Below are 22,853 nucleotides of genomic sequence, written 5' to 3' on the forward strand. Positions count from 1 at the left end.
AGGAACGAGACCCATGTCCAAGCACACGCTCTCCGTCCTGGTGGAGAACACGCCCGGCATCCTCGCCCGGATCGCCGCCCTGTTCTCCCGCCGCGGCTTCAACATCGACTCGCTCGCCGTCGGCGTCACCGAGCACCCCGACATCTCCCGCATCACCATCGTCGTGGGCGTGGAGGACCTGCCGCTGGAGCAGGTGACCAAGCAGCTCAACAAGCTCGTCAACGTGCTGAAGATCGTCGAGCTGGAGCCGTCGCAGGCCGTGCAGCGCGAACTCGTTCTGGTGAAGGTGCGCGCCGACAACGAGACGCGCTCCCAGATCGTCGAGATCGTCCAGCTGTTCCGCGCCAAGACCGTCGACGTCTCCCCGGAGGCCGTCACCATCGAGGCCACCGGATCCGGCGAGAAACTGTCCGCGATGCTCAAGATGCTGGAGCCGTACGGCATCAAGGAGCTCGTCCAGTCCGGCACGATCGCGATCGGCCGCGGTGCCCGTTCCATCACGGACCGGTCGCTGCGCGCCCTGGACCGGTCGGCCTAAGACCCGAAACGGGCGGTCGGCGCGCTTCGGCCGCCCGTATTCCGAGACCCTCAAGCTTCCCTTCCGCCCCCCGTCATACGGTGGGACGCAACACCTGCACTCCCGAGGAGAGAACCCAAAGTGGCCGAGCTGTTCTACGACGCCGACGCCGACCTGTCCATCATCCAGGGCCGCAAGGTCGCGGTCATCGGTTACGGCAGCCAGGGCCACGCCCACGCGCTGTCGCTCCGTGACTCGGGTGTCGACGTGCGCGTCGGTCTGCACGAGGGCTCCAAGTCCAAGGCCAAGGCCGAGGAGCAGGGCCTGCGCGTGGTGACGCCGTCGGAGGCCGCCGCCGAGGCCGACGTCATCATGATCCTCGTCCCGGACCCGATCCAGGCCCAGGTCTACGAGGAGCACATCGCCCCCAACCTGAAGGACGGCGACGCGCTGTTCTTCGGCCACGGCCTGAACATCCGCTACGGCTTCATCAAGCCCCCGGCCGGCGTCGACGTCTGCATGGTCGCCCCGAAGGGCCCGGGCCACCTGGTCCGCCGCCAGTACGAGGAGGGCCGCGGCGTTCCCTGCATCGCCGCCGTCGAGCAGGACGCCACGGGCAACGGCTTCGCGCTGGCCCTGTCGTACGCCAAGGGCATCGGCGGCACCCGCGCCGGCGTCATCAAGACGACCTTCACCGAGGAGACCGAGACCGACTTGTTCGGTGAGCAGGCCGTTCTCTGCGGTGGCACCGCCGCTCTGGTCAAGGCGGGCTTCGAGACGCTGACCGAGGCGGGCTACCAGCCGGAGATCGCCTACTTCGAGTGCCTGCACGAGCTGAAGCTGATCGTGGACCTCATGTACGAGGGCGGCCTGGAGAAGATGCGCTGGTCGATCTCCGAGACCGCCGAGTGGGGCGACTACGTCACCGGCCCGCGCATCATCACGGACGCCACCAAGGCCGAGATGAAGCAGGTCCTCGCCGAGATCCAGGACGGCTCCTTCGCGAGGCAGTGGATGGACGAGTACCACGGCGGTCTGAAGAAGTACAACGAGTACAAGAAGCAGGACTCCGAGCACCTGCTGGAGACCACCGGCAAGGAGCTGCGCAAGCTCATGAGCTGGGTCGACGAAGAGGCGTGAGCCCCTGGGCCCGGCCGCGGCACCGATGCCGCGGCCGGGCCCTTTCCCGTCCGGGTGATCCTTCCGCAGAGGCGTGAGACGCCCACCGTCGCACCACTACACTGCTGCACATACAACGCGTCAGGCCCACAGCGTCGTGCGTCTTCCACGCGGCAAGCACCCCTCCACCGCCTGCGGCCGTCGGGACGGCCGTCCGCAGCACTGGACTTGTGAGGACTCACGTGAGCTCGAAACCCGTCGTACTCATCGCTGAAGAGCTGTCGCCCGCCACCGTCGACGCGCTTGGACCGGACTTCGAGATCCGCCACTGCAACGGAGCGGACCGAGCCGAGCTGCTCCCGGCCATCGCCGACGTGGACGCGATCCTGGTTCGTTCGGCCACCAAGGTCGACGCCGAGGCGATCGCCGCCGCGAACAAGCTGAAGGTCGTCGCACGAGCCGGCGTCGGCCTGGACAACGTGGACGTCTCCGCCGCCACCAAGGCCGGCGTGATGGTCGTCAACGCCCCCACCTCGAACATCGTGACCGCCGCCGAGCTGGCCTGCGGTCTGCTCGTCGCCACCGCCCGCAACATTCCGCAGGCGAACGCCGCGCTGAAGGACGGCGAGTGGAAGCGCAGCAAGTACACCGGTGTCGAGCTGGCCGAGAAGACCCTCGGTGTGGTCGGCCTCGGCCGCATCGGCGCGCTCGTCGCGCAGCGCATGTCCGCCTTCGGCATGAAGGTCGTCGCCTACGACCCCTACGTGCAGCCCGCGCGCGCCGCCCAGATGGGCGTGAAGGTGCTGTCGCTGGACGAGCTGCTCGAGGTCTCCGACTTCATCACCGTCCACCTCCCGAAGACCCCCGAGACCCTCGGCCTGATCGGCGACGAGGCGCTGCGCAAGGTCAAGCCGAGCGTGCGCATCGTCAACGCCGCGCGCGGCGGGATCGTCGACGAGGAGGCGCTGTACTCCGCCCTCAAGGAGGGCCGGGTCGCCGGTGCCGGTCTCGACGTGTACGCGAAGGAGCCCTGCACGGACTCCCCGCTGTTCGAGTTCGACCAGGTCGTCGCCACCCCGCACCTCGGCGCCTCCACCGACGAGGCGCAGGAGAAGGCCGGTATCGCCGTCGCCCGCTCCGTGCGTCTCGCCCTCGCCGGTGAGCTGGTGCCGGACGCGGTGAACGTGCAGGGCGGTGTCATCGCCGAGGACGTCAAGCCGGGCCTGCCGCTCGCCGAGCGCCTCGGCCGGATCTTCACCGCGCTCGCCGGTGAGGTCGCGGTCCGCCTCGACGTCGAGGTGTACGGCGAGATCACCCAGCACGACGTGAAGGTGCTGGAGCTGTCCGCCCTCAAGGGCGTCTTCGAGGACGTCGTCGACGAGACGGTGTCGTACGTCAACGCCCCGCTGTTCGCCCAGGAGCGCGGTGTCGAGGTCCGCCTCACGACCAGCTCCGAGGCGACCGAGCACCGCAACGTCGTCACGGTGCGCGGCACCCTCGCCGACGGCGAGGAGGTGTCGGTCTCCGGCACGCTGGCCGGCCCGAAGCACCTCCAGAAGATCGTCGCCGTCGGGGACTACGACGTGGACCTCGCGCTCGCCGACCACATGATCGTGCTGAAGTACGAGGACCGCCCGGGTGTCGTCGGCACGGTGGGCCGCATCCTCGGCGAGGCGGGCCTCAACATCGCCGGCATGCAGGTGTCGCGGTCGGTGGCCGGCGGCGAGGCGCTGGCGGTGCTGACCGTGGACGACACGGTGACCTCCGGTGTGCTGGCCGAGGTGGCGGCGGAGATCGGCGCCACGTCCGCTCGTTCGGTGAACCTGGCCTGACCTTCCCGGGGCCTGCCCCCGGGCCCCCGTTCGCCCGGAACGGGTTCGTCCTCACACGCCGGACGGGCTGAGTCGATCAGCTCGTCCGGCTTTTTTCACGCCCGGTTCCTCGGGGCCGGGCACCCGGCGCAATGTGATCGCCGCCAGTACGGCCGCGCCCAGCAGCAGCCCGGCACCGGCCACCGCTGCCGCATGCATTCCGCTGGTGAAGGCCTCCCGGGCCGTCGTCGCCAGGGCGTCCCCCGCGCGTCCCGGCAACTGCCCGGCCACGGCCAGCGCGCCGCCCAGCGTCTCGTGGGCCGGGGGCGGGGCGGAACCCGGGATCTCCTGGCGGTAGACGGCCGTCCCGATCGAGCCCAGGACCGCCATGCCCAGGGCGCCGCCGAACTCCGCGCCGGTCTCCATCAGGGAGGAGGCGGTGGCCGATCGTTCCACCGGGGCCGCGCCCATCGCCAGGTCCATGACCTGGGCCGTCACCATCACGATGCCGAAGGCCAGGACACCGCACGCGGTCAGCACGAGCCACATCGAGTCCGGACCGGCGAGGGCCAGCAGGACGTAACCGCTCGCGGCGATCACGTAGCCGGCCGTGACGACCGCGGTGCGGGACAGGCCCTTGTGGACCAGTTGGGCGGCCGCCGGGGCCGCCAAGCCGATCGGCACCGACGGGAGCAGAGCCCACAGGGAGGCCTCCAGCGCGCTCTTGCCGAGCACCGACTGGATGTACTGCGTGGTGAAGAACGCCGACCCCATCATCGCGAACAGGGAGAGCAGGTTCAGCACGACGGCGGGCCCGAAGCCGCGGGCGCGGAAGAGCTCGGGCGGGATCATGGGGGAGGCCGACGTGCGCTGGCGGTGGACGAAGAGGGCCGCGAAGAGCAGGCCGACCGTGATCGAGACGACGTACCGGACGTTCCAGCCGTCCGACGTGATCTCCTTGAGGCCGTAGATCACCGGGAGCACCGCCGCCATCGACAGCGGCACGCTCAGCCAGTCGAAGCGGCCGGGGGAGGGGTTCCTCGACTCGGGGAGCAGGATCGGGCCGAGGACCAGCAGCAGGGCCATGGCTGGCAGGTTGACCAGGAAGACCGAGCCCCACCAGAAGTTCTCGACGAGCACGCCGCTCATCACCGAGCCGAGCGCGACGCCGCCGGTCATCACCCCGGACCACAGGGCGATCGCCTTCGCGCGCTGCGCGGGGTCGGTGAACATCGTGCGGACCAGCGCAAGGGTCGAGGGCATCAGGGTCGCACCGCCGATGCCCAGTACCGCGCGGGCCGCGATCAGGGCCTCGGCACTGTGGGCGTACGCCGCGGCCAGCGAGGCGGCTCCGAAGGCGGCGGCGCCGATCAGCAGCAGCTTGCGACGGCCGATCCGGTCGCCCAGCGCGCCCATAGTCATCAGCAGGCCGGCCAGGACGAAGCCGTACATGTCGAAGATCCACAGCTGCTGGGTGCCGGAGGGTTCCAGGTCGGCGCTGATCTCCGGGACCGCGAAGTAGAGGACGGAGACGTCCATGGAGACCAGCAGCAACGGGAGCATCAGCACGCCGAGAGCCGTCCACTCGCGGCGACCGGCGAGGGCGGGAGGGTGCGGGTTCGTCGTCATGGAGCAGGACTGTACGAGCGTATTAAACAGTTGTCTAGTACGCTTGTATAAGACGGGCGTCTGGATGCCGGAGTAGGGTGACGGGCCATGGGACACCGTGAGGATCTGCTCGAAGGCGCCAAGCGCTGCCTGCTGGCGAAGGGCTTCCTGCGCACCACCGCGCGCGACATCGTCAAGGAGTCGGGGACCAACCTGGGCTCCATCGGCTACCACTACGGCTCGAAGGACGCGTTGCTGGCGCAGGCGTACGTCGAGATGGTGGAGGGCATGTCCGACGCCTTCGAGGGGGGCGGCGAACTGCCGGGCGAGCCGGGGTCGTTGGAGCGGTTCACCGGGGTGTGGGCGAACATCATCGGGACCATGCGCGACCCGGGGTCCATGTGGCGCCTCAGCATGGAGATCGTGGCCATGGGGGACCAGCTGCCAGAGGTGCGGGAGCATCTCGCGCGGGCCCAGCGGGAGGGAGCGCGCGGCATCGTGACGCTCTTCCACGGTGGGTACGAGGACGAGGTGACGGACGAGCAGGTGGACACCCTCGGATACTTCTACCTGACCCTGATGATGGGCCTCATGGCGCAGTGGACCTTCGATCCGAAGAGCGCGCCGGAGGCGGGTCAGCTCGCGGCGGGGCTCCGCCAGGTGATCGAGGGCGTCAGGGAGAGGTGACGCGTCCCTCGCGCATCTCGATCACCCGGTCCGCGAAGTGCCGTACGACCGCCCGGTCGTGGCAGATGAACAGGTAGCCGAGCCCCAGGTCGTCCTGGAGGTCGGCGAGCAGATTGAGCACGCCCGCGCGGACCGACGGGTCGAGGGACGACACCGGTTCGTCCAGGACCAGCAGGTGCGGATCGGAGGCCAGGGCGCGGGCGATGCCGGCCCGCTGGCACTGGCCGCCGGAGAGTTCGTGCGGCCGACGGTCGCCGTACGCGGGGTCGAGGCCGACGCGGTCGAGCAGTTCGGCGACGCGGGCGGGGCCGTCGGCGGGGTGCCAGCGGCCCTGGACCTTCAGCGGTTCGGCGATGGCGTCCTGGATGCGGTGGCGGGGGCTGAGCGTGCCGTACGGGTCCTGGAAGACGGGCTGCATGCGGGGGCGCAGGGAGCGCAGTTCGCGTTCCGGGAGGGACGTCAGCTCCCTGCCTTCGAAGCGCACTCGTCCGGCGTCCGGGCGGCGCAGCTGGAGTACCGCCAGGGCGGTGGAGGACTTGCCGCAGCCGGACGGGCCGTTCAGGGCGAGGGTCTCGCCGGCGGCCAGGGAGAAGGAGACGCCGTCCACGGCGGTGACGGGGCCGTAGCGGACGACCAGGTCGCGCACGTCGAGCAGGGGATCGCTCATGCGGGCTGCCCCTCCTTCAGGAACAACTCGGTGGCCGGGTGGGGGAGGTCCTCCCAGCGGTGGCAGGCGACCAGGCGTCCGGACACCTGCCGGGGCTCGGGCTCGTCCGTGTGGCAGGGGTCCGCCGCGAGTGGGCAGCGCGGGGCGAAGGCGCAGCCGGGTGGGAGCGTGCCAGGGGCGGGTGGGGTGCCGCGCAGGGCCGGGAGACGACGGCCGGGGGTCGCGTACTGCGGGAGGGACGCCAGCAGGCCGGCCGTGTAGGGGGCGCGGGGGCGGGCCAGCACCTCGTCCGCCGGGCCCACTTCGGTGAGGCGCCCGGCGTACATGACCAGCACGCGGTCCGCATGGCCCTGCACGGCGTCCAGGTCGTGGGTGACCAGGACGAGCGCGGCCCCGACCGCCTCCCGCTGCTCGGCGAGCAGCCGCAGCACCTGGTCGCGGCGCTCCTCGTCGAGGGCGGTGGTGGGTTCGTCGGCGACCACGACGTCCGGTTCGTTGATGGTGGCCATGGCGATCACCGCGCGCTGCCGCATGCCGCCGGAGTACTCGTGCGGGTAGGCCCGCGCCCTGCGCGCCGCGTCCGGGATGCCGACGCGGTCGAGCGCCGCGACCGCCCGGGCCCGGGCCTCCTTGCGGGAGACGCCGGTCACGGACCGTACGGCGGTGGCTAGTTGGTCGCCGACCCGGTGCACGGGCGACAACGCGGACAGGGCGTCCTGCGGGACCAGGGAGATGCGGTGGCCGCGATGGGCCGAGAGGTCCGGGCTGATCGTCCCGCTCGTGGTCGCGGCGCGCGGCAACATGCCGAGGAGCGCGCGGGCCGTGAGGGACTTGCCCGCTCCCGACTCGCCGACGATCGCCAGCACTTCGCGCGGCCGGACGTCGAAGGACAGGCCGCGCACCACCTCGACCGCGTCGAAGGAGATCCGCAGCTCGCGCACCGACAGCAGTGGCTCAGACTCCAACGGGTGCCTCCTTCTCGAGCGGAGCCGGGGCGGCTCGCCGTACCTTCCGGCCCTGTGTGAGGGCCGCGCCCGACACCGCGAGCCCCGCCAGCAGGGCCAGGGCCACCGCCGGGGCGAGGGCCGCCCAGGGGGCGCGTTCCACATAAGCGCGGGACTCGTCGAGCAGCAGACCCCACTCGGGGGCGGGCGGCTGGGCGCCCAGACCCAGGAAGCCCAGCGAGGCCAGCGCCAGGGCGATGCCCGGCAGACGCAGCAGGGCGTGACGGGCGACCGGGGCGGCCACCGACGGCAGGACGTGCCGGGTGAGGATCCAGAACGGGCTCGCCCCGATGGCCCGTTGGGCGGTCAGGAACGCCGACGCCCGTACCTCCTGCACCAGCGCCGCCGCGTGCGCGGACAGGGCCGGCCAGGAGATCAGGGCGACCGCGAGGGCCGCACCGCCGGTGCCGGGGCCGACGGCCGCCGCGACCAGGATGCCGACGATCACCGGGGGCAGGGCGTTGGCGATGTCCGCCGCGCCCGCCGCGACCCGGGGCAGGAAACCGAGGGCGAGCGCGACCAGCAGGCTCAGCAGGCAGACGGCCGCCGCCGTGCCGACCGTGGAGGCGGCGCCGTGGCCCAGCCGGGCGAGCACGTCGCGGCCGAGGCCGTCGGTGCCGAGCGGGTGGGTCCAGGAGGGCGCGGCCAGCCGGGCCGTGGTGTTCACGGCGTACGGGTCGCGCAGCAGGCCCCAGCCGATGGTCACGGCGAGGACGCCGAACAGCGACAACGGGATCCCGGGATGTGCGCGCACCGGCCGCGCAGGAGGCAGCGCCAGCGAGGCGTCACGCAGGGCCGGGCCCAGCAGCCGCCGCCGTGCGAGCGCCGCCAGCGCGCCCGTGATCAGCCCGAGCGCGAGCAGCGCGAGCACCGAGCCCTGGAGCAGCGGCAGGTCCTGCGACTTGGCCGCGCCGAGCGCGGTACGGCCGATGCCCGGCACGGCGAAGACCGTTTCCACGGCGACCGCGCCGCCGGTGAACCCCACGGCGACCATGCCGAACTGCGGGACCAGTGGCGGCAGGACGCGGCGCAGCGCCGCCCCCGCGATCCGGGCCCGGCTCACCCCCGCGCCCCGCCACAGCTCCACCCACCGCTCCTCCAGCACGGCGGGCAGCGCGTCCGCCACCAGGCGGCCCAGCAGCCCGCCGCCGGGAACGCCGAGGGCCACGGCGGGCAGGACCATGTTCTCCGGCCCCAGCCAGCCCGACGTCGGCAGCCATCCCAGCCACACCCCGAACACCAGCAGCGCGACGGTGGCCAGCAGGAACTCCGGTACGGCGGCCAGCATCGCGGCCCACGCCCCGGCCGAGGCCCGGCCCCGCACCAGCACCGGCGCGACCAGCGCGCACGCCAGCAGCAGCGCCACGCCGAGCGAGGCGCCCATCAGGGCCAACGACACCTGGAGCCCGGCGACCACGGAGGGCAGGACCTCGGTGCCGGACACCCAAGAGGCGCCGAGGTCGCCGCGCAGCAGGTCCGAGGCCCAGCCGCCCAGCAGGGACAGGGGCCCGGCGTCCAGGCCGAGGTCCCGCCGTACGGAGTCAAGGGCTTCCTCGGTCGGATCCTGCTCGGCGGAGCGGGCCCGCAGCACCGCCAGGGCCGGGTCCCTGCCGGAGAGCCAGGGCAGCAGCCCGACGGCGGCCAGGACGGCGATCAGGCAGAGCAGGCGGGTCAGCGCGGCGGCGCCGGCCGACCGCCGTATGCGGCCACTCACTTGACGTAGGTGTCCGCCGTGACCAGCTCCCGCTCACGCGGGTCGTGCGCCGCGCCGGTCACGCCGGCGGCGTCGCCCTGGATCACGCGCTCGTGCAGCATGGGCACGGCCGCGTCCGTGCCGAGTACGGCGGCCTCGGCGGCGATGACCGCCTCGCGCCGGGCGTCGCCGGTGGGCGTCCCGCCGGCCTTCTTCAGGGCCTTGTCCACGGCCGGGTCCGCGACCTGGGAGATGTTGAAGGAGCCGTCGGAGGCGAAGTCGCTGTAGAGGTAGGCGGCCGGGTCGCCGGAGTCGAGGACGGTGGCGCGGGAGAGGATGAACGCGTCGAACTCGCCCGCCAGCGCGTCGGACTCGATGTTGGCGTACTCGCGGACGTCGAGCTTCACCTTGAACCCGGCCTTCTGGAGCTGCTGCTGCAGCGCCGCGGCGACCTCGGGCAGCTCGGCACGGTCGGTGAAGGTACCGATGGTGATCGTCTTGCCGGCCGGGTCGGCCGCCTCGGCCCGCCGCACCGGCTTCCGCAGCTCCGCGGCCCACGGCAGGGCGGGGCCGAGCAGCCCCTCGGCGACGTCGGCGCGGCCCTCGTACACGCCCTTCACGATCGACTCGGCGTCGATCGCCTCGCGGGCGGCCGCCCGCACCTCGGCGCTCTTGAAGGCGCCCTGCTCGGTGTTGAGGTACAGGGTGTTGGTGCGCGGCATGGGCACCTCGGTGATCAGGTCCTGGTCCAGCACCGCCGCCTGCGACACCGGCACCGCCTCGACGATGTCGGCCTCGCCGCTGCGCAGGGAGGCGGCGCGGGCGGTGCCGTCGGGCACGAACCGGACGTCGATGCCGGGGGCCTTGGCCTTCTTCCCCCAGTAGCCGTCGTAGCGGTCGAGGGCGGCGGAGGAGGTGCCGTTGACCTTCGTCAGCTCGAAGGGGCCGGTGCCCGCGCCGACGGGATCGACGGTCTTCCCCTTGTAGGCCTTGGTGGCGAGGATCGAAAGCTGGGGGGAGCTGAGCCGCTGCGGGACCAGGGGGTCCTCGGTGGCGGTGGTGACGGTGACCTTGTCGCCGTGGGCCTTCGCGGTCAGGTCCACGCCGTCGAGGATGCGGGGCTTGGGGGAGGCGGCGGCTGCCTTGGTGAGGGAGTTGACGACGGCTTCGGCCGTGAGTTCCGTCCCGTCGTGGAAGGTGACGCCGTCGCGCAGGGTGAAGGTCCAGCTCCGGCCGGACTGCGTCCACTCGGTGGCGAGGGCGGGCTCGGCGTCACCGTCCGCGTCGAGCCGGACCAGGGTCTCCGCGGTCGACCAGCGCGACAGCTTGAAGGCGTCGTCCGACAACGGGGACAGCCCGGAACGCGGGGGCTGCATCATCGCCAGGCGGATGCGCTTGCCCTCCCCGGAGGCGGAGTCGCCGTCGCCGCCCGAGGAGAAGCATCCGGTGAGCAGGGCGGAGGCCGCGGTGACGGCTATGAGGGGGACGGGACGAGCGGGGACGCGCACGGGACACCTCGGTCAAGGCATGGTCAATGGTTGAACGCGCCATGACCGTAGCATGATGACAATCGTTTTCAGAAGTGGCCCGACGGTCGGGGCCGGACGGAAGCACGTCCCCGGTGCCCACGCCGCGAGTTGCCGTCCGGCGGCGATGCCCACCTCGTCGGCCGTCCGGTTGTGGATCCCGCGCGGGCGCCCGGCAGTGCGGGCGCGAGCACCCAGCAGGCCCGCCACCATCGTGCGCGTCGCGGACCAGGCACCTCGGTACCGCACGTGAGCTCCTCCCCAGCCGCTGGCGCACCAGGAGAAACGTGACCGCATGCGGCGCGCCGGCCAGGACGGGGTCCGTCCTGGAAACCGCCCGTTCAGGGCGACGGGCCTCACCTGGACGGCCCGTCGGCCTCACCGGGTGAGAGCCGGGCTCCCTTCAGCGCCATGTGCAGCAGCAGACGGTCCTCGCCGTCGTCCAGGTCGAGGCCGGTGAGCTTCTCGATCCGGGACAGGCGGTAGTAGAGGGTCTGGCGGTGGATGCCCAGCTCGGCGGCGGCCCGGGCGGCCTGGCCGGCGCAGTCGAGGTAGACCTCGGCGGTACGGGCGAGCTCCTGGTGGACCGGGGCGAGCAGCCTTCGGGCGACGGGGTCGTGGGCGACTTCCGGGGGCAGGGCGGTGAGCAGCCGGAACGGCCCGATCGAGGCCCACTGCGCGACCGGCCCCAGCCGAGGCTCCGCCAAGGCCGCCCGCGCCGCCGCCGACGCCTCCCACCAGGCGGTTCCCAGCTCGGCGAGACCGGAACGGGGGGTGGCGAGACCGGCGGCGGGTCCGGCAGCAGCACGCGAGACGCCGCCCGCGTCGCCCGATGCGCCGCAGGCCGCTCTGCCCGCGCCGCCGGCCGATACGCCCGGCGTGCCCGCAGCGGTCCTGCCCGCGCCGCCGGCCGATACGCCCGGCGCGCCGGTGGCGGCTCCGGCCGACGCGCTGCCGCCCGATCCGCCCGAGGCGGAGCCCTGCGCGATCCGCGCGGCGCCGCCCCCCGGTCCTTCGGGCGTGTTTCCCGTGCTGCAGCCCACCGGTCGCCCGGGCGCGAGCCCCGTGCCACCGCCTCCTGAGCCGCTCCCGCCCCGCGCCCGCTCCAGCAACCGGCCCGCCGCGGTGGTCGCCGGGGTCGGTACATCCGGTGAGCGCAGGCGGATCAGCACGGCCAGGCACTGGGACGTGGCCCCCCACGGCAGCGTGCACAGGGCTGTCGCGCCCGGCAGCGCCCGGGCCGAGGGGGCGTCGTCGGGGTCAGCGCAGGGCCAGGGGGCGACGCACACCACCGTGTGCAGGGCGTCGGCGCGGGCGCCGAGTGCGGTGCGCAGCTCGGCGATGGCCATGTCGCTCTGCCAGCCGCGCTCGGCGGTGAGGACCGCCCTCAGTTCGCGGCTGAGGTCGGCGCCGTGCTGGGCCTCGTCCGCGAGCAGGGCACCTATGCGGGCCGTGACCCGCATGGCGGCGGACAGTTGGCGCTCGCTCGGGCCGGGATCGTCGTCCAGGAGCCAGACGTAGCCGTGGACCACGCCCCGGTGGCGGACGGGGAGGCAGATCCGGCCCCGGTGGACACCGGCCTCCGGGGTCGGCGGGATGCGGACCGGGTCCGTGGCGCGCGTGATGCCGAAGCCCTCGAACCAGGCCCGGACCGCGGCCGTCGAGCGGCGGGTGAGGATCGAGCGGGTGCGCACCGGGTCCAGGGCCGACGGATCGAGGTCGCCCTCACTGTCGTACGCCCCGAAGGCGATCAGCTCGAAGTCGCGGTTCTCCAGCGTCGCGGGCGCGCCGAGCAGCTCCGAGATCTCGTCGACCAGCTCCTCGTAGTCGCCCCTGTGTTCCGACGTCACCCGGGCATTGTCCCTCACCACCGGGACCCCTTCATACATCTGTCTGAGATCTGCGGCACGGATGCGTGACAGCTGTCGATGGCCGACGATCGGAGGGATCCTTAGATTTCACGGTGGTTCTCCGTGCCGTACCCGACGCGTCCGACGCGAGGGGTCCGGCCTTCACGTCGCTCGTGCCCTGGAGGTGCCCCGTGCTGGGTCCCGTGATTCTCGCCGCGTCACGCAGCGACCGGATGCGACGCCTGATCTCGGCGGCCCCGGTGACCAAGCAGGTCGTCGACCGCTTCATCCCGGGCGAGGACGTCGACGACATCGTCCCGGTCCTCCGGGACCTCACCGAGCAGGGCCTGGAGCTGACGCTGGACGTCGTCGGCGAGGACATCACCACCCCGGCGCAGGCCGCCGCCGCCCGGGACGCCTACCTGGAGCTGATCGACCGCCTCAAGCCGCTGGAGCTCGGCACCCGCGCCGAGGTGTCGGTGAAGCTGTCGATGTTCGGGCAGGCCCTCCCTTCGCCCACCACCGCCCTGTTCGAAGGGCCCTCCGGGCCCACCCCCACATTCCAGGACGGCCACGAGTTGGCGCTGAAGAACGTCCGCCCGGTCGTCGAGGCCGCCGCCGAGATCGGTACCACGGTCACCCTCGACGCGGAGGACCACACCACCCTCGACTCGATGTTCGCCATCCACGAGGAGCTGCGGAAGGACTTCCCGCAGACCGGCTGCGTCATCCAGGCCTACCTCTTCCGCACCGAGGCCGACGCCCGCCGCCTCGCCGCGAGCGGCAGCCGGGTCCGCCTGGTCAAGGGCGCGTACAAGGAGCCCGCCTCGGTCGCTTTCCAGGACCGGCACGAGATCGACCGGGCATACGTCCGGATCCTGCGGACGCTGATGGACGGGAAGGGGTACCCGATGATCGGGTCCCACGACCCACGCCTGATCGCCATCGCCCAGGAACTCGCCCACCGGGCCGGGCGCAAACCCGGCGAGTACGAGTTCCAGATGCTCTACGGCATCCGAGCCGAGGAACACCTCCGGCTGGCCGCCGAGGGCCACCGCATGCGCGTGTACACCGCGTACGGCACCGACTGGTACGGCTACTTCATGCGCCGTCTCGCGGAGAAGCCGGCCAACCTGCGCTTCTTCGCCCGTTCGATGCTGACCAAGGGCTGACAGCTCATCAAGGGCTGAGACCGAGACACCGCTCAGTAAGGAGTTACGGAAACCATGGACGCTGTGACCGAGGTCCCCACCCCCGTCAACGAGCCGGTGCACGGCTACGCCCCCGGCTCGCCCGAGCGGGCCCGGCTGGAGGCCAGGCTGAAGGAGCTGGCCGACAACCCCGTCGACCTGCCCTGCACCATCGGCGGCGAGAAGCGGATGGGCGGCGGCGAGGCCTTCCAGGTCGTCCAGCCGCACAACCACAAGGCCGTGCTGGGCACGTACCGCAACGCCACGCAGGCGGACGCCCAGGACGCCATCGACGCGGCCCTGGCCGCCGCGCCCGCCTGGCGCGCGATGTCCTTCGACGACCGCGCGGCGATCATCCTGCGCGCCGCCGAGCTGCTGGCCGGCCCGTGGCGCGAGACGCTCGCCGCCTCCACCATGCTCGGCCAGTCCAAGACCGCCCAGCAGGCCGAGATCGACACGCCCTGCGAGCTGATCGACTTCTGGCGCTTCAACGTCTCCTACGCCCGCAAGCTCCTGGCCGAGCAGCCCCCGGCCAACTCCCCGGGTGTGTGGAACCGTCTGGACCACCGCCCGCTGGAGGGCTTCGTCTACGCGATCACGCCCTTCAACTTCACCGCGATCGCGGGCAACCTGCCGACGGCCCCGGCCCTGATGGGCAACGTGGTCGTCTGGAAGCCGTCCCCGACGCAGACCCACGCCGCCGTGCTGCTCATGCGGCTGCTGGAGGAGGCCGGCCTGCCCAAGGGCGTCATCAACCTCGTCACCGGCGACGGCATCGAGGTCTCCAAGGTCGCCCTGGTCCACCGCGAGCTGGCCGGCATCCACTTCACCGGCTCGACCAAGACCTTCCAGTACCTGTGGAAGACGGTCGGCAACAACATCGAGAAGTACCGCACCTACCCGCGCCTGGTCGGCGAGACCGGCGGCAAGGACTTCCTCGTCGCCCACCCGTCGGCCGACCCGGCGATCCTGAAGACGGCGCTGACCCGGGGTGCCTTCGAGTACCAGGGCCAGAAGTGCAGCGCCACCTCCCGGGCGTACATCCCCGCCTCCCTGTGGAACTCCGGGTTCAAGGAGGAGTGGGCCGCCGAGGTCGACGGCATCAAGATGGGCGACGTCACCGACCTGTCGAACTTCATCGGCGCCGTCATCGACGAGCGTGCCTTCGCCAAGAACAAGGCCGCCATCGACCGCGCCCAGGAGGACGCCTCCTGCACGATCGTCGCGGGCGGCACCTACGACGACTCCGAGGGCTGGTTCGTCCGCCCGACCGTCATCGAGTGCGCCGACCCGGAGAACGAGGTCTTCCGCACCGAGTACTTCGGCCCGATCCTCGCCGTGCACGTCTACGAGGACGACCGTTACGACGAGATGCTGACCCAGATGGAGTCGGTGTCCGATTACGCCCTCACCGGCTCGGTCATCGCGGGCGACCGCGCGGCGGCGGCGTACACGATGGACAAGCTGCGCTACGCGGCCGGCAACTTCTACATCAACGACAAGTCCACCGGCGCCGTCGTCGGCCAGCAGCCCTTCGGCGGCGGCCGCGCCTCCGGCACCAACGACAAGGCAGGCGCCCCGCAGAACCTGATGCGCTGGACCCTGACCCGCGCCATCAAGGAGACGCTGGTCCCGCCGACCGACTACACCTACCCGCACATGGGCTGACACCCCGGACGACCGACGGGCCAGGTCGCGAAAGACCTGGCCCGTCGGCAGGCCCGCCCGGAAGACTGGCTCGATGACCATCCGAGTGCGCACCGCCCACACCGCCGACCTGACCCCTGCCGATCTCGACGCCGTGCGGGCCCTCCTCGACGCCGCCTTCGACGGTGACTTCGGTGACGAGGACTGGGATCACGGGCTCGGCGGCATGCATGCCCTCGTGCACGACGGCTCGGGGCTCGCCGCGCACGGGGCGGTCGTGGTGCGCCGGGTGCGGCACCGCGGCCGGTGGCTGCGGACCGGGTACGTGGAGAACGTCGCCGTGCGGGCCGACGCCCGCCGCAGCGGCCTCGGCGGGCGGGTCATGGCGGAACTCGAGCGCCTCGTCGACCGCGCCTACGATCTCGGCGCGCTCTCCGCGAGCGACGACGGCGCCCGGCTCTACACCTCACGCGGCTGGCGGCTGTGGCGCGGGGAGGTGCACGCCCTCAGCCCGCGGGACGGCATCGTCCGGCTGCCGGACGAGGAGGGGAGCACCTACGTACGGTCCGCCCTCGCCGGTTCCCTCGACCCCGCGCATGAACTGCTCTTCGACTGGCGGGACGGTGACGTCCTTTAGCGATCACCGCAGGTCAGCGCCGTGTGACTCAATCCACCGTCTCAGATAGTAGGAAGTCCGAGTAATTGTGGAGACAGATGCTCCGGCCTCCCTTAGTTTTGTTGGAGCCGAACGTCTCGCTCGACCAAGCGAATGGCGGTCGTGAGCCGGGCCCCGTGCAGGCAATCCCTGCGGCCGTCGCTCCCCGCCCCTTCCGGCGTCTCGCAACCTTCCCTCCCTATCGCACTCCGTGCTGTCGAAGGAGCCGATGTCCCATGGCCGAGACGACCGTCCGCCGCCGAGTCCGTCACCTCTCCCGTACGAGTGAGTCCGACCGCAAGAACGCCGCCGCCGCGCTCCAGCGCGCCCTCGACCGCAGGGACAACGGCGGTTCCACCGGCCACTGAGCCGCACCGGACCGGGAGCCGCACCCGATCGAGGCGCGGTGCGGGGTCTCACGCCCCGCGCCGCACCTCGAAGTGGTCGATCCGCTCACCGCTCGCCGCCAGCGCCGACACCGCCAGCCTCGGCCTCGCGCCGCCGACCGCCTCCACCGAGAGGAACGAGAAGCCGCGGTAGCGCACCCGCGACCACTGCACCGACTCGGCCTTCGTGCCCCGGGCCTTGGTCCAGCGGAACGTGGCGAGCGACTCGCGGTCGGCGGTGTTCCCCTCGTAGCTCTCCTTCGCCCCGTCCGGGAAGCCGTACAGCTCCTTGCCGCCGCCGCCCGCGGTGACGTACACGATCCCGTCCCGGCGTGGATCCGTCGTCCCGCCGACCGGCAGCGGCCTGCCCACCTCACCGTTGCGGATGGCGTCGGTCCGCTCGTAGACGTGGTTGTGCCCGTTGATCACCAGGTCCACCTCGTGCCGCGCGAACAGCGGCAGCCATGCGGCGCGCACCCCGCCGTCGGAGGCGTGCGTGGACGTCGAGTACGCGCAGTGGTGGAAGAAGACGACGATGAAGTCGACCGACGCGTCCGCCCGCAGTTCGCCGAGCTTCCTGTCCAGCCACTTCGTCTGCCTGCCCTCCGTGTAGCCGAAGTTGGCCGGGATCTCGTACGACACGTCGTTCGCGTCCAGCGCGACCACGCCGACGTTGCCGTACGTGAAGGCGTACACGCCCGGTGCCGTGCGCGCGTCGAATCCGCTGTCCGGCAGCGAGAACCGGGCGAGTTGGCCGCCGTATCCGTCCGGGGAGTACCAGGCCTCCATGTCGTGGTTGCCGGTCGTCACCATCCACGGCACCGACTTGGCGACCGGCTCGGTCTGCCTGAGGAACCGGTCCCACTGGCGCGCGTCGAAGACGTCCGACTCCTTGCCCTTGCCGGTCGGGTCGGCGTAGCAGATGTCACCGGCGTGCAGATGGAAGGCGGGGTCCCGGCGCAGCAGCGTACGGTCGTTGAGGGCTGCCTCCTCGCCGACGCCCTGGTCGCCGAAGGCGGTGAACACGAACCGCTCGGGCGGGCTCGTGGGAGCCGTGCGGAAGGACGCGATGGTCGAGCGGTGCCGCGGGGACGCCGGGTCGAAGCCCTCGTGGCCGACGCCGTAGTAGTACGTCGTGTCCGGGCGCAGCCCGTCCAGCGCGGCGTGCACGTAGTACTGCTCGACCGCCGCGCGTACGCCCTTCAGCTCCGGGGTGTGCAGGTCGCGCAGCTCCGCCTCGATCCCGCGGCCGAGGTCGTCGGGGCGCAGGCCCACCCGGACGTACGGCTTCCGCACGGCGAGCGGCACCTGCCAGGAGATCCGCATCTGGGTCTTCGGATCGGCGCCGAAGGCGAGATGGCGGCCGAAGGGGGTGATGAAGGAGCCGGGCGCCCGCGATGTGCTGGACGACGGGCCCCTGGTCGCCGTGGCACCACCCTGTCCGGAGCCGGAGCCGGAGCCGGAGCAGCCGGTCAGGAGTCCGCTCGCGACCGCGCCCGCCGTCACCAGCGTGCGCCGCCGTGACAGCCGCGTGCGCAGGTACTCGTGCTGCTCCGCCATGCTCATCCGGCGCGCGAGCTCGGGCGGGATGCCGAAGTGGGGGATCTCCATGTCCAGTGAACTTCCCAGCGCAGGCCAACGGCCGCACCACGTAAGGGTGAACGGAACCCGGCGGACGCGTGCCGCCGCCCGGAGGGACGCCGTCCCACCTGTCCGCATCACGGACGCCTCGTGTCATCCCATGGGACGAGGAGTAGGGTGCCCGCATGTCTCGCAGCATCGATCTCGCAGTGATCCCCGGTGACGGCATCGGCCAGGAAGTCGTGGCCGAAGGCCTGAAGGTCCTCTCCGCCGTCCTTCCGCAGGATGTGAAGCTGGAGACCAAGGAGTACGACTTCGGCGCCCGGCGCTACCACGCCACCGGTGAGACCCTCACCGACGCCGACCTCGACGCCCTGAAGCAGCACGACGCCATCCTGCTCGGCGCGATCGGCGACCCGTCCGTGCCGTCCGGCGTTCTGGAGCGCGGCTTCCTGCTCAAGCTCCGCTTCGCCTTCGACCACCACGTCAACCTGCGCCCGTCCAAGCTCCTGCCGGGTGTCGCCACCCCGCTCGCGGGCGAGCCGCAGATCGACTTCGTCGTGGTCCGCGAGGGCACCGAGGGCCCGTACACCGGCAACGGCGGCACCATCCGCAAGGGCACCGAGCACGAGGTGGCCACCGAGGTCTCGGTGAACACGGCCTTCGGTGTCGAGCGCGTGGTCCGCGACGCCTTCGAGCGCGCCCAGGCCCGCCCGCGCAAGAAGCTGGCGCTGATCCACAAGAACAACGTGCTGACCTTCGCGGGTCACCTGTGGACCGGCATCTTCAACAAGGTGGCCGAGGAGTACCCCGAGGTCACCACCGAGTACATGCACGTGGACGCGGCGACGATCTACCTCGTCACGCAGCCCGAGCGCTTCGACGTCATCGTCACCGACAACCTCTTCGGGGACATCGTCACCGACCTCGCCGCGGCCGTCTCCGGCGGCATCGGCGTCGCCGCGAGCGGGAACATCAACCCGTCCGGCGAGTTCCCCTCGATGTTCGAGCCCGTGCACGGCTCCGCGCCGGACATCGCCGGCCAGGGCAAGGCCGACCCGACCGCCACGGTGCTGTCCGTCGCCCTGCTGCTGCGCCACCTCGGCTACGAGGCGGAGGCCGCCCGGATCGACGAGGCGGTCGCCGCCGACCTCAGCGAGCGCACCGGCAAGCCGGCCCGCTCCACCTCGGAGATCGGCGACGCGCTCGCCGTACGCGTAGCCGGCTGACCCGCCGCTGCTTTCCGCAAGCCGCCGGGTCGCATCCGCACCCGGCGGCTTCCGCATGTTCCCCGCCGGGTGTCACCATCGACCACCGGGTCGCATTCACCCCGTTCCTACCGCCGCCGCCCCCGGGCGATAATCGAACGCGAGGCCGCGGAACGAGGGAATGCTCGGACGTCCTAGCACTGGTCACCATCAGAGCAGTACCGAGCGCGGCCTGTCACTACAACCGGTGAAGGACATCAACCCATGACGACGCCCACGATCGAGCTCAAGCCGTCCGCCAACCCGCTCTCCGCCGCAGAACGCGAGGCGATTCTGGCCAGCCCCGGCTTCGGACGCCACTTCACCGACCACATGGTGACCATCAAGTGGACGGAGGGCCGCGGCTGGCACGACGGCCAGCTCGTGCCGTACGCGCCGATCTCCCTCGACCCCGCCACCACGGTCCTGCACTACGCGCAGGAGATCTTCGAGGGGCTGAAGGCCTACCGCCGCCCCGACGGCTCGGTCGCCACGTTCCGCCCGGAGAAGAACGCCGAGCGCTTCCAGCGTTCCGCGCGGCGGCTGGCGATGCCGGAGCTGCCGGTCGAGACGTTCATCGAGGCGTGCGACGCCCTGGTCAAGCAGGACAGGGCATGGGTGCCGGCGCACGGCGGTGAGGAGTCCCTCTACCTGCGCCCGTTCATGATCGCGACCGAGGTCGGGCTGGGTGTGAAGCCGGCCAACGAGTACCTGTTCCTGGTGATCGCCTCCCCGGCCGGCGCCTACTTCCCGGGCGGCGTGCAGCCGGTCTCCATCTGGGTCTCCGAGGACCGCGTGCGCGCCGTCCCCGGCGGCATGGGCGACGCCAAGACCGGCGGTAACTACGCGGCGTCCCTGCTCGCGCAGGCCGAGGCCGCGACCAAGGGCTGCGACCAGGTCTGCTACCTCGACGCCGTCGAGCACAAGTGGGTCGAGGAACTGGGCGGCATGAACCTGTACTTCGTGTACGGCGACAAGATCGTCACGCCCTCCCTGACCGGGTCGATCCTGGAGGGCGTCACCCGTGACTCCCTGCTCACCGTCGCGCGTGACCTCGGGTACGAGGCCGAGGAGGGCCGGGTCTCCGCCGAGCAGTGGCAGCGGGACTCGGAGAACGGGTCACTCACGGAGGTGTTCGCCTGCGGCACGGCCGCGGTGATCACACCGGTCGGTACCGTGAAGCGGGCCGGGGCCGAGTGGAAGCAGAGCGGGGGCGAGCCGGGCGAGGTCACGCTGAGGCTCCGCCAGGCCCTGCTCGACATCCAGCGGGGTACGGCCGAGGACAAGCACGGCTGGATGCACCAGCTGGCCTGAGCCCCCACCCCCGGGGGCTTTGCCCCCGGCCCCCCTTCGCCCACCCACCCGGGGGCTCCGCCCCCGGCCCCCCTTCGCCCAATCACCAACCGAATCGGTCGGCCATCGCCGTCCGGAGCAGCACGAACGACGTCATGGCGGCCTGCGCGGTCGAGAACGAGTGCCCCGCGAAGACGCAGGCCGTGGTTACGACGGCGACCGTGCAACCGGTACCTGCCTTCGTCTCGGCCGACCCGGGCGACCCCGGCCGCGTCACCCGGGCGTACGTCCGCGATCTGCGCACGGGGCGCACGGACGTCGACGGCCCGGGCGCCCGGGGCGTGTCCGCCCCGGTCCTCGACCGGCACGGGCCGCACGGTCGCCTTCAGCAGCTCCTCGCCCGACCCCGTGCCCGGTGACAGGTACGACACCTCGCATGTCACGTCCGCCACATGAGGTGACCGACCGCATCCTGAGACAGCCGTGAGCGAAGCGCGGGGGTTGTGCCAGACTGCCCCCCGTGCTCTCGTTCGCCATGATTATTGGCAGCAGGCGCGCCGGTCCGCAGTGACCGCCACGTACGACCAGGTACGGGCGGACACCGTCGTCCTCGACCCGCGCGCAGACCTCTCGCACCCGCGAGAGGTTTTTCGCATTTCTGGCCCACCCACAGCCGGAGACGAGAGCGCGAGGGAGTATGTGAGGGCGGTGGAGCCGGTCATTCCGGTACGACCGAGATCCCATCCTCAGGAGCCTTGAGACCATGACCGAAACCAGCGAGCTCGACGATTCCTTCCACGTCTTCGACACCACCCTGCGCGACGGCGCCCAGCGGGAGGGCATCAACCTCACCGTCGCCGACAAGCTGGCCATCGCACGGCACCTGGACGACTTCGGCGTGGGCTTCATCGAGGGCGGCTGGCCGGGCGCGAACCCCCGGGACACCGAGTTCTTCGCCCGAGCCCAGCAGGAGATCGACTTCCGGCACGCCCAGCTGGTCGCCTTCGGCTCCACCCGCCGCGCCGGCACCACCGCGGACCAGGACCCACAGGTCAGGGCGCTCCTGGAATCGGGGGCGCAGGTGATCACGCTGGTCGCCAAGTCGCACGACCGCCATGTCGAGCTCGCCCTGCGCACCACCCTCGACGAGAACCTCGCGATGGTCCGCGACACGGTGTCGTTCCTGAAGGAACAGGGCCGCCGGGTCTTCGTCGACTGCGAGCACTTCTTCGACGGCTACCGCGCCAACCCGGAGTACGCCAAGGCGGTCGTCCGCACCGCCTCCGAGGCCGGCGCGGACGTCGTCGTCCTGTGCGACACCAACGGCGGCATGCTCCCGGCGCAGATCCAGGCGGTCGTCGCCACGGTCCTCGCGGACACCGGCGCCCGGCTCGGCATCCACGCCCAGGACGACACGGGCTGCGCGGTCGCCAACACCCTCGCGGCCGTCGACGCGGGCGCCACCCACGTGCAGTGCACGGCCAACGGCTACGGCGAGCGCGTCGGCAACGCCAACCTCTTCCCGGTCGTGGCGGCCCTGGAGCTCAAGTACGGCAAGAAGGTCCTGCCCGAGGGACACCTGCGCGAGATGACCCGCATCTCGCACGCCATCGCCGAGGTCGTCAACCTCACCCCCTCCACCCACCAGCCCTACGTCGGCCTCTCCGCCTTCGCCCACAAGGCCGGCCTGCACGCCTCGGCCATCAAGGTCGACCCGGACCTGTACCAGCACATCGACCCCGAGCAGGTCGGCAACACCATGCGGATGCTGGTCTCCGACATGGCCGGGCGCGCCTCCATCGAACTCAAGGGCAAGGAGCTCGGGGTCGACCTCGGCGGCGACCGGAAACTGGTCGGCCGGGTCGTCGAGCGGGTCAAGGAGCGCGAGCTCAAGGGCTACACCTACGAGGCGGCCGACGCGAGCTTCGAGATCCTCCTGCGCACCGAGGTCCAGGGCAAGCCGCTGCGCTACTTCGAGGTCGAGTCCTGGCGTGCCATCGTCGAGGACCGGCCCGACGGCTCCCACGCCAACGAGGCCACGGTCAAGCTGTGGGCCAAGGGCGAGCGCATCGTCGCCACGGCGGAGGGCAACGGCCCCGTCAACGCCCTGGACCGGGCCCTGCGCGTCGGCCTGGAGAAGATCTATCCCCAGCTGGCCAAGCTGGAGCTGGTCGACTACAAGGTCCGCATCCTGGAGGGCAAGCACGGCACCAACTCCACGACCCGCGTGCTGATCTCCACGTCCGACGGTTCGGGCGAGTGGTCGACGGTGGGAGTCGCCGACAACGTCATCGCGGCGAGCTGGCAGGCCCTGGAGGACGCGTACACGTACGGGCTGCTGCGGGCCGGGGTCGTCCCGGTCGAGTAGAAGA

The 22,853-nt window shown here is 71.7% G+C and carries 19 protein-coding genes; 12 read left to right on the top strand and 7 right to left on the bottom strand.

Annotation, left to right across the window (positions count from 1 at the left end; all coding sequences use genetic code 11):
• Window positions 1-13 precede the first annotated feature (13 nt).
• The 3 genes from ilvN (at window position 14) to serA (ending at window position 3,468) form a co-directional block, all read left to right on the top strand.
• The gene (gene ilvN, locus ACWD1U_RS15020) at window positions 14-538 is read left to right on the top strand and encodes an acetolactate synthase small subunit (protein WP_010048631.1); all 525 of its coding nucleotides are present in this window, start codon (window positions 14-16) and stop codon (window positions 536-538) included.
• Window positions 539-658: 120 nt separating this feature from the next.
• On the top strand, window positions 659-1,657 hold the full coding sequence (ilvC, locus tag ACWD1U_RS15025) for a ketol-acid reductoisomerase (protein ID WP_451107647.1): 999 nt from the start codon (window positions 659-661) through the stop codon (window positions 1,655-1,657).
• Window positions 1,658-1,878: 221 nt separating this feature from the next.
• On the top strand, window positions 1,879-3,468 hold the full coding sequence (gene serA, locus ACWD1U_RS15030) for a phosphoglycerate dehydrogenase (RefSeq protein ID WP_451107649.1): 1,590 nt from the start codon (window positions 1,879-1,881) through the stop codon (window positions 3,466-3,468).
• A gap of 51 nt (window positions 3,469-3,519) precedes the next feature.
• Here the strand turns inward: serA and ACWD1U_RS15035 are convergent, their stop codons facing one another.
• Window positions 3,520-5,076 carry an MFS transporter gene (locus ACWD1U_RS15035; protein ID WP_451107651.1) on the bottom strand — a complete coding sequence of 519 codons (1,557 nt, stop codon included), beginning with the start codon at window positions 5,074-5,076 and terminating at the stop codon, window positions 3,520-3,522.
• Window positions 5,077-5,163: 87 nt separating this feature from the next.
• Between ACWD1U_RS15035 and ACWD1U_RS15040 the strand changes: the two genes are divergently transcribed.
• Entirely contained in the window at window positions 5,164-5,742 is a 579-nt protein-coding gene (locus ACWD1U_RS15040) for a TetR/AcrR family transcriptional regulator (protein WP_451107653.1), read from the top strand.
• On the opposite strand, the gene ACWD1U_RS15045 is transcribed toward ACWD1U_RS15040, so the two are convergent.
• The 5 genes from ACWD1U_RS15045 to ACWD1U_RS15065 form a co-directional block, all read right to left on the bottom strand.
• Window positions 5,729-6,409, bottom strand: a complete 681-nt coding sequence (locus ACWD1U_RS15045) for an ATP-binding cassette domain-containing protein (protein WP_451107655.1) — start codon at window positions 6,407-6,409, stop codon at window positions 5,729-5,731. The two genes, ACWD1U_RS15040 and ACWD1U_RS15045, sit on opposite strands and share 14 nt — an antisense overlap.
• On the bottom strand, window positions 6,406-7,374 hold the full coding sequence (locus tag ACWD1U_RS15050) for an ABC transporter ATP-binding protein (protein WP_451107657.1): 969 nt from the start codon (window positions 7,372-7,374) through the stop codon (window positions 6,406-6,408). Before ACWD1U_RS15050 ends, ACWD1U_RS15045 begins: the two co-directional genes overlap by 4 nt.
• Window positions 7,364-9,127 carry an ABC transporter permease subunit gene (locus ACWD1U_RS15055; protein ID WP_451107659.1) on the bottom strand — a complete coding sequence of 588 codons (1,764 nt, stop codon included), beginning with the start codon at window positions 9,125-9,127 and terminating at the stop codon, window positions 7,364-7,366. Before ACWD1U_RS15055 ends, ACWD1U_RS15050 begins: the two co-directional genes overlap by 11 nt.
• Window positions 9,124-10,614: an ABC transporter substrate-binding protein gene (locus tag ACWD1U_RS15060; protein WP_451107661.1), complete on the bottom strand. Its 1,491-nt coding sequence runs from the start codon at window positions 10,612-10,614 to the stop codon at window positions 9,124-9,126. Before ACWD1U_RS15060 ends, ACWD1U_RS15055 begins: the two co-directional genes overlap by 4 nt.
• A gap of 374 nt (window positions 10,615-10,988) precedes the next feature.
• Window positions 10,989-12,482 carry a PucR family transcriptional regulator gene (locus ACWD1U_RS15065; RefSeq protein ID WP_451107663.1) on the bottom strand — a complete coding sequence of 498 codons (1,494 nt, stop codon included), beginning with the start codon at window positions 12,480-12,482 and terminating at the stop codon, window positions 10,989-10,991.
• A gap of 191 nt (window positions 12,483-12,673) precedes the next feature.
• On the opposite strand from ACWD1U_RS15065, the gene ACWD1U_RS15070 reads away from it, so the two are divergent.
• From ACWD1U_RS15070 to ACWD1U_RS15085, 4 genes are all read left to right on the top strand, one after another.
• Window positions 12,674-13,654 carry a proline dehydrogenase family protein gene (locus tag ACWD1U_RS15070; protein ID WP_451107665.1) on the top strand — a complete coding sequence of 327 codons (981 nt, stop codon included), beginning with the start codon at window positions 12,674-12,676 and terminating at the stop codon, window positions 13,652-13,654.
• A 54-nt stretch (window positions 13,655-13,708) separates the two neighbouring features.
• The gene (gene pruA / locus ACWD1U_RS15075) at window positions 13,709-15,340 is read left to right on the top strand and encodes an L-glutamate gamma-semialdehyde dehydrogenase (RefSeq protein ID WP_451107667.1); all 1,632 of its coding nucleotides are present in this window, start codon (window positions 13,709-13,711) and stop codon (window positions 15,338-15,340) included.
• A 73-nt stretch (window positions 15,341-15,413) separates the two neighbouring features.
• Window positions 15,414-15,956 (top strand): GNAT family N-acetyltransferase, encoded by a 543-nt coding sequence (locus ACWD1U_RS15080; RefSeq protein ID WP_451107669.1) that lies wholly within the window; start codon window positions 15,414-15,416, stop codon window positions 15,954-15,956.
• 254 nt (window positions 15,957-16,210) lie between these two features.
• Entirely contained in the window at window positions 16,211-16,342 is a 132-nt protein-coding gene (locus ACWD1U_RS15085; protein WP_389093301.1) for a hypothetical protein, read from the top strand.
• A gap of 48 nt (window positions 16,343-16,390) precedes the next feature.
• Here the strand turns inward: ACWD1U_RS15085 and ACWD1U_RS15090 are convergent, their stop codons facing one another.
• Entirely contained in the window at window positions 16,391-17,971 is a 1,581-nt protein-coding gene (locus ACWD1U_RS15090; RefSeq protein WP_451107671.1) for a purple acid phosphatase family protein, read from the bottom strand.
• 155 nt (window positions 17,972-18,126) lie between these two features.
• Between ACWD1U_RS15090 and ACWD1U_RS15095 the strand changes: the two genes are divergently transcribed.
• The 4 genes from ACWD1U_RS15095 to cimA all read left to right on the top strand — a co-directional run bounded on the left by ACWD1U_RS15095 (window position 18,127) and on the right by cimA (window position 22,849).
• A complete protein-coding gene (locus ACWD1U_RS15095) occupies window positions 18,127-19,170 on the top strand; it encodes a 3-isopropylmalate dehydrogenase (RefSeq protein ID WP_451107673.1) in 1,044 nt (347 codons plus the stop codon).
• Between the two features lie 243 nt (window positions 19,171-19,413).
• Window positions 19,414-20,502 carry a branched-chain amino acid aminotransferase gene (locus ACWD1U_RS15100; protein ID WP_451107675.1) on the top strand — a complete coding sequence of 363 codons (1,089 nt, stop codon included), beginning with the start codon at window positions 19,414-19,416 and terminating at the stop codon, window positions 20,500-20,502.
• Window positions 20,503-20,636: 134 nt separating this feature from the next.
• Entirely contained in the window at window positions 20,637-20,900 is a 264-nt protein-coding gene (locus tag ACWD1U_RS15105; RefSeq protein ID WP_451107986.1) for a hypothetical protein, read from the top strand.
• A 344-nt stretch (window positions 20,901-21,244) separates the two neighbouring features.
• The gene (gene cimA / locus ACWD1U_RS15110) at window positions 21,245-22,849 is read left to right on the top strand and encodes a citramalate synthase (RefSeq protein WP_451107677.1); all 1,605 of its coding nucleotides are present in this window, start codon (window positions 21,245-21,247) and stop codon (window positions 22,847-22,849) included.
• The last annotated feature ends 4 nt before the right edge of the window (window positions 22,850-22,853 follow it).

Source organism: Streptomyces sp. NPDC002788 (assembly GCF_053592115.1).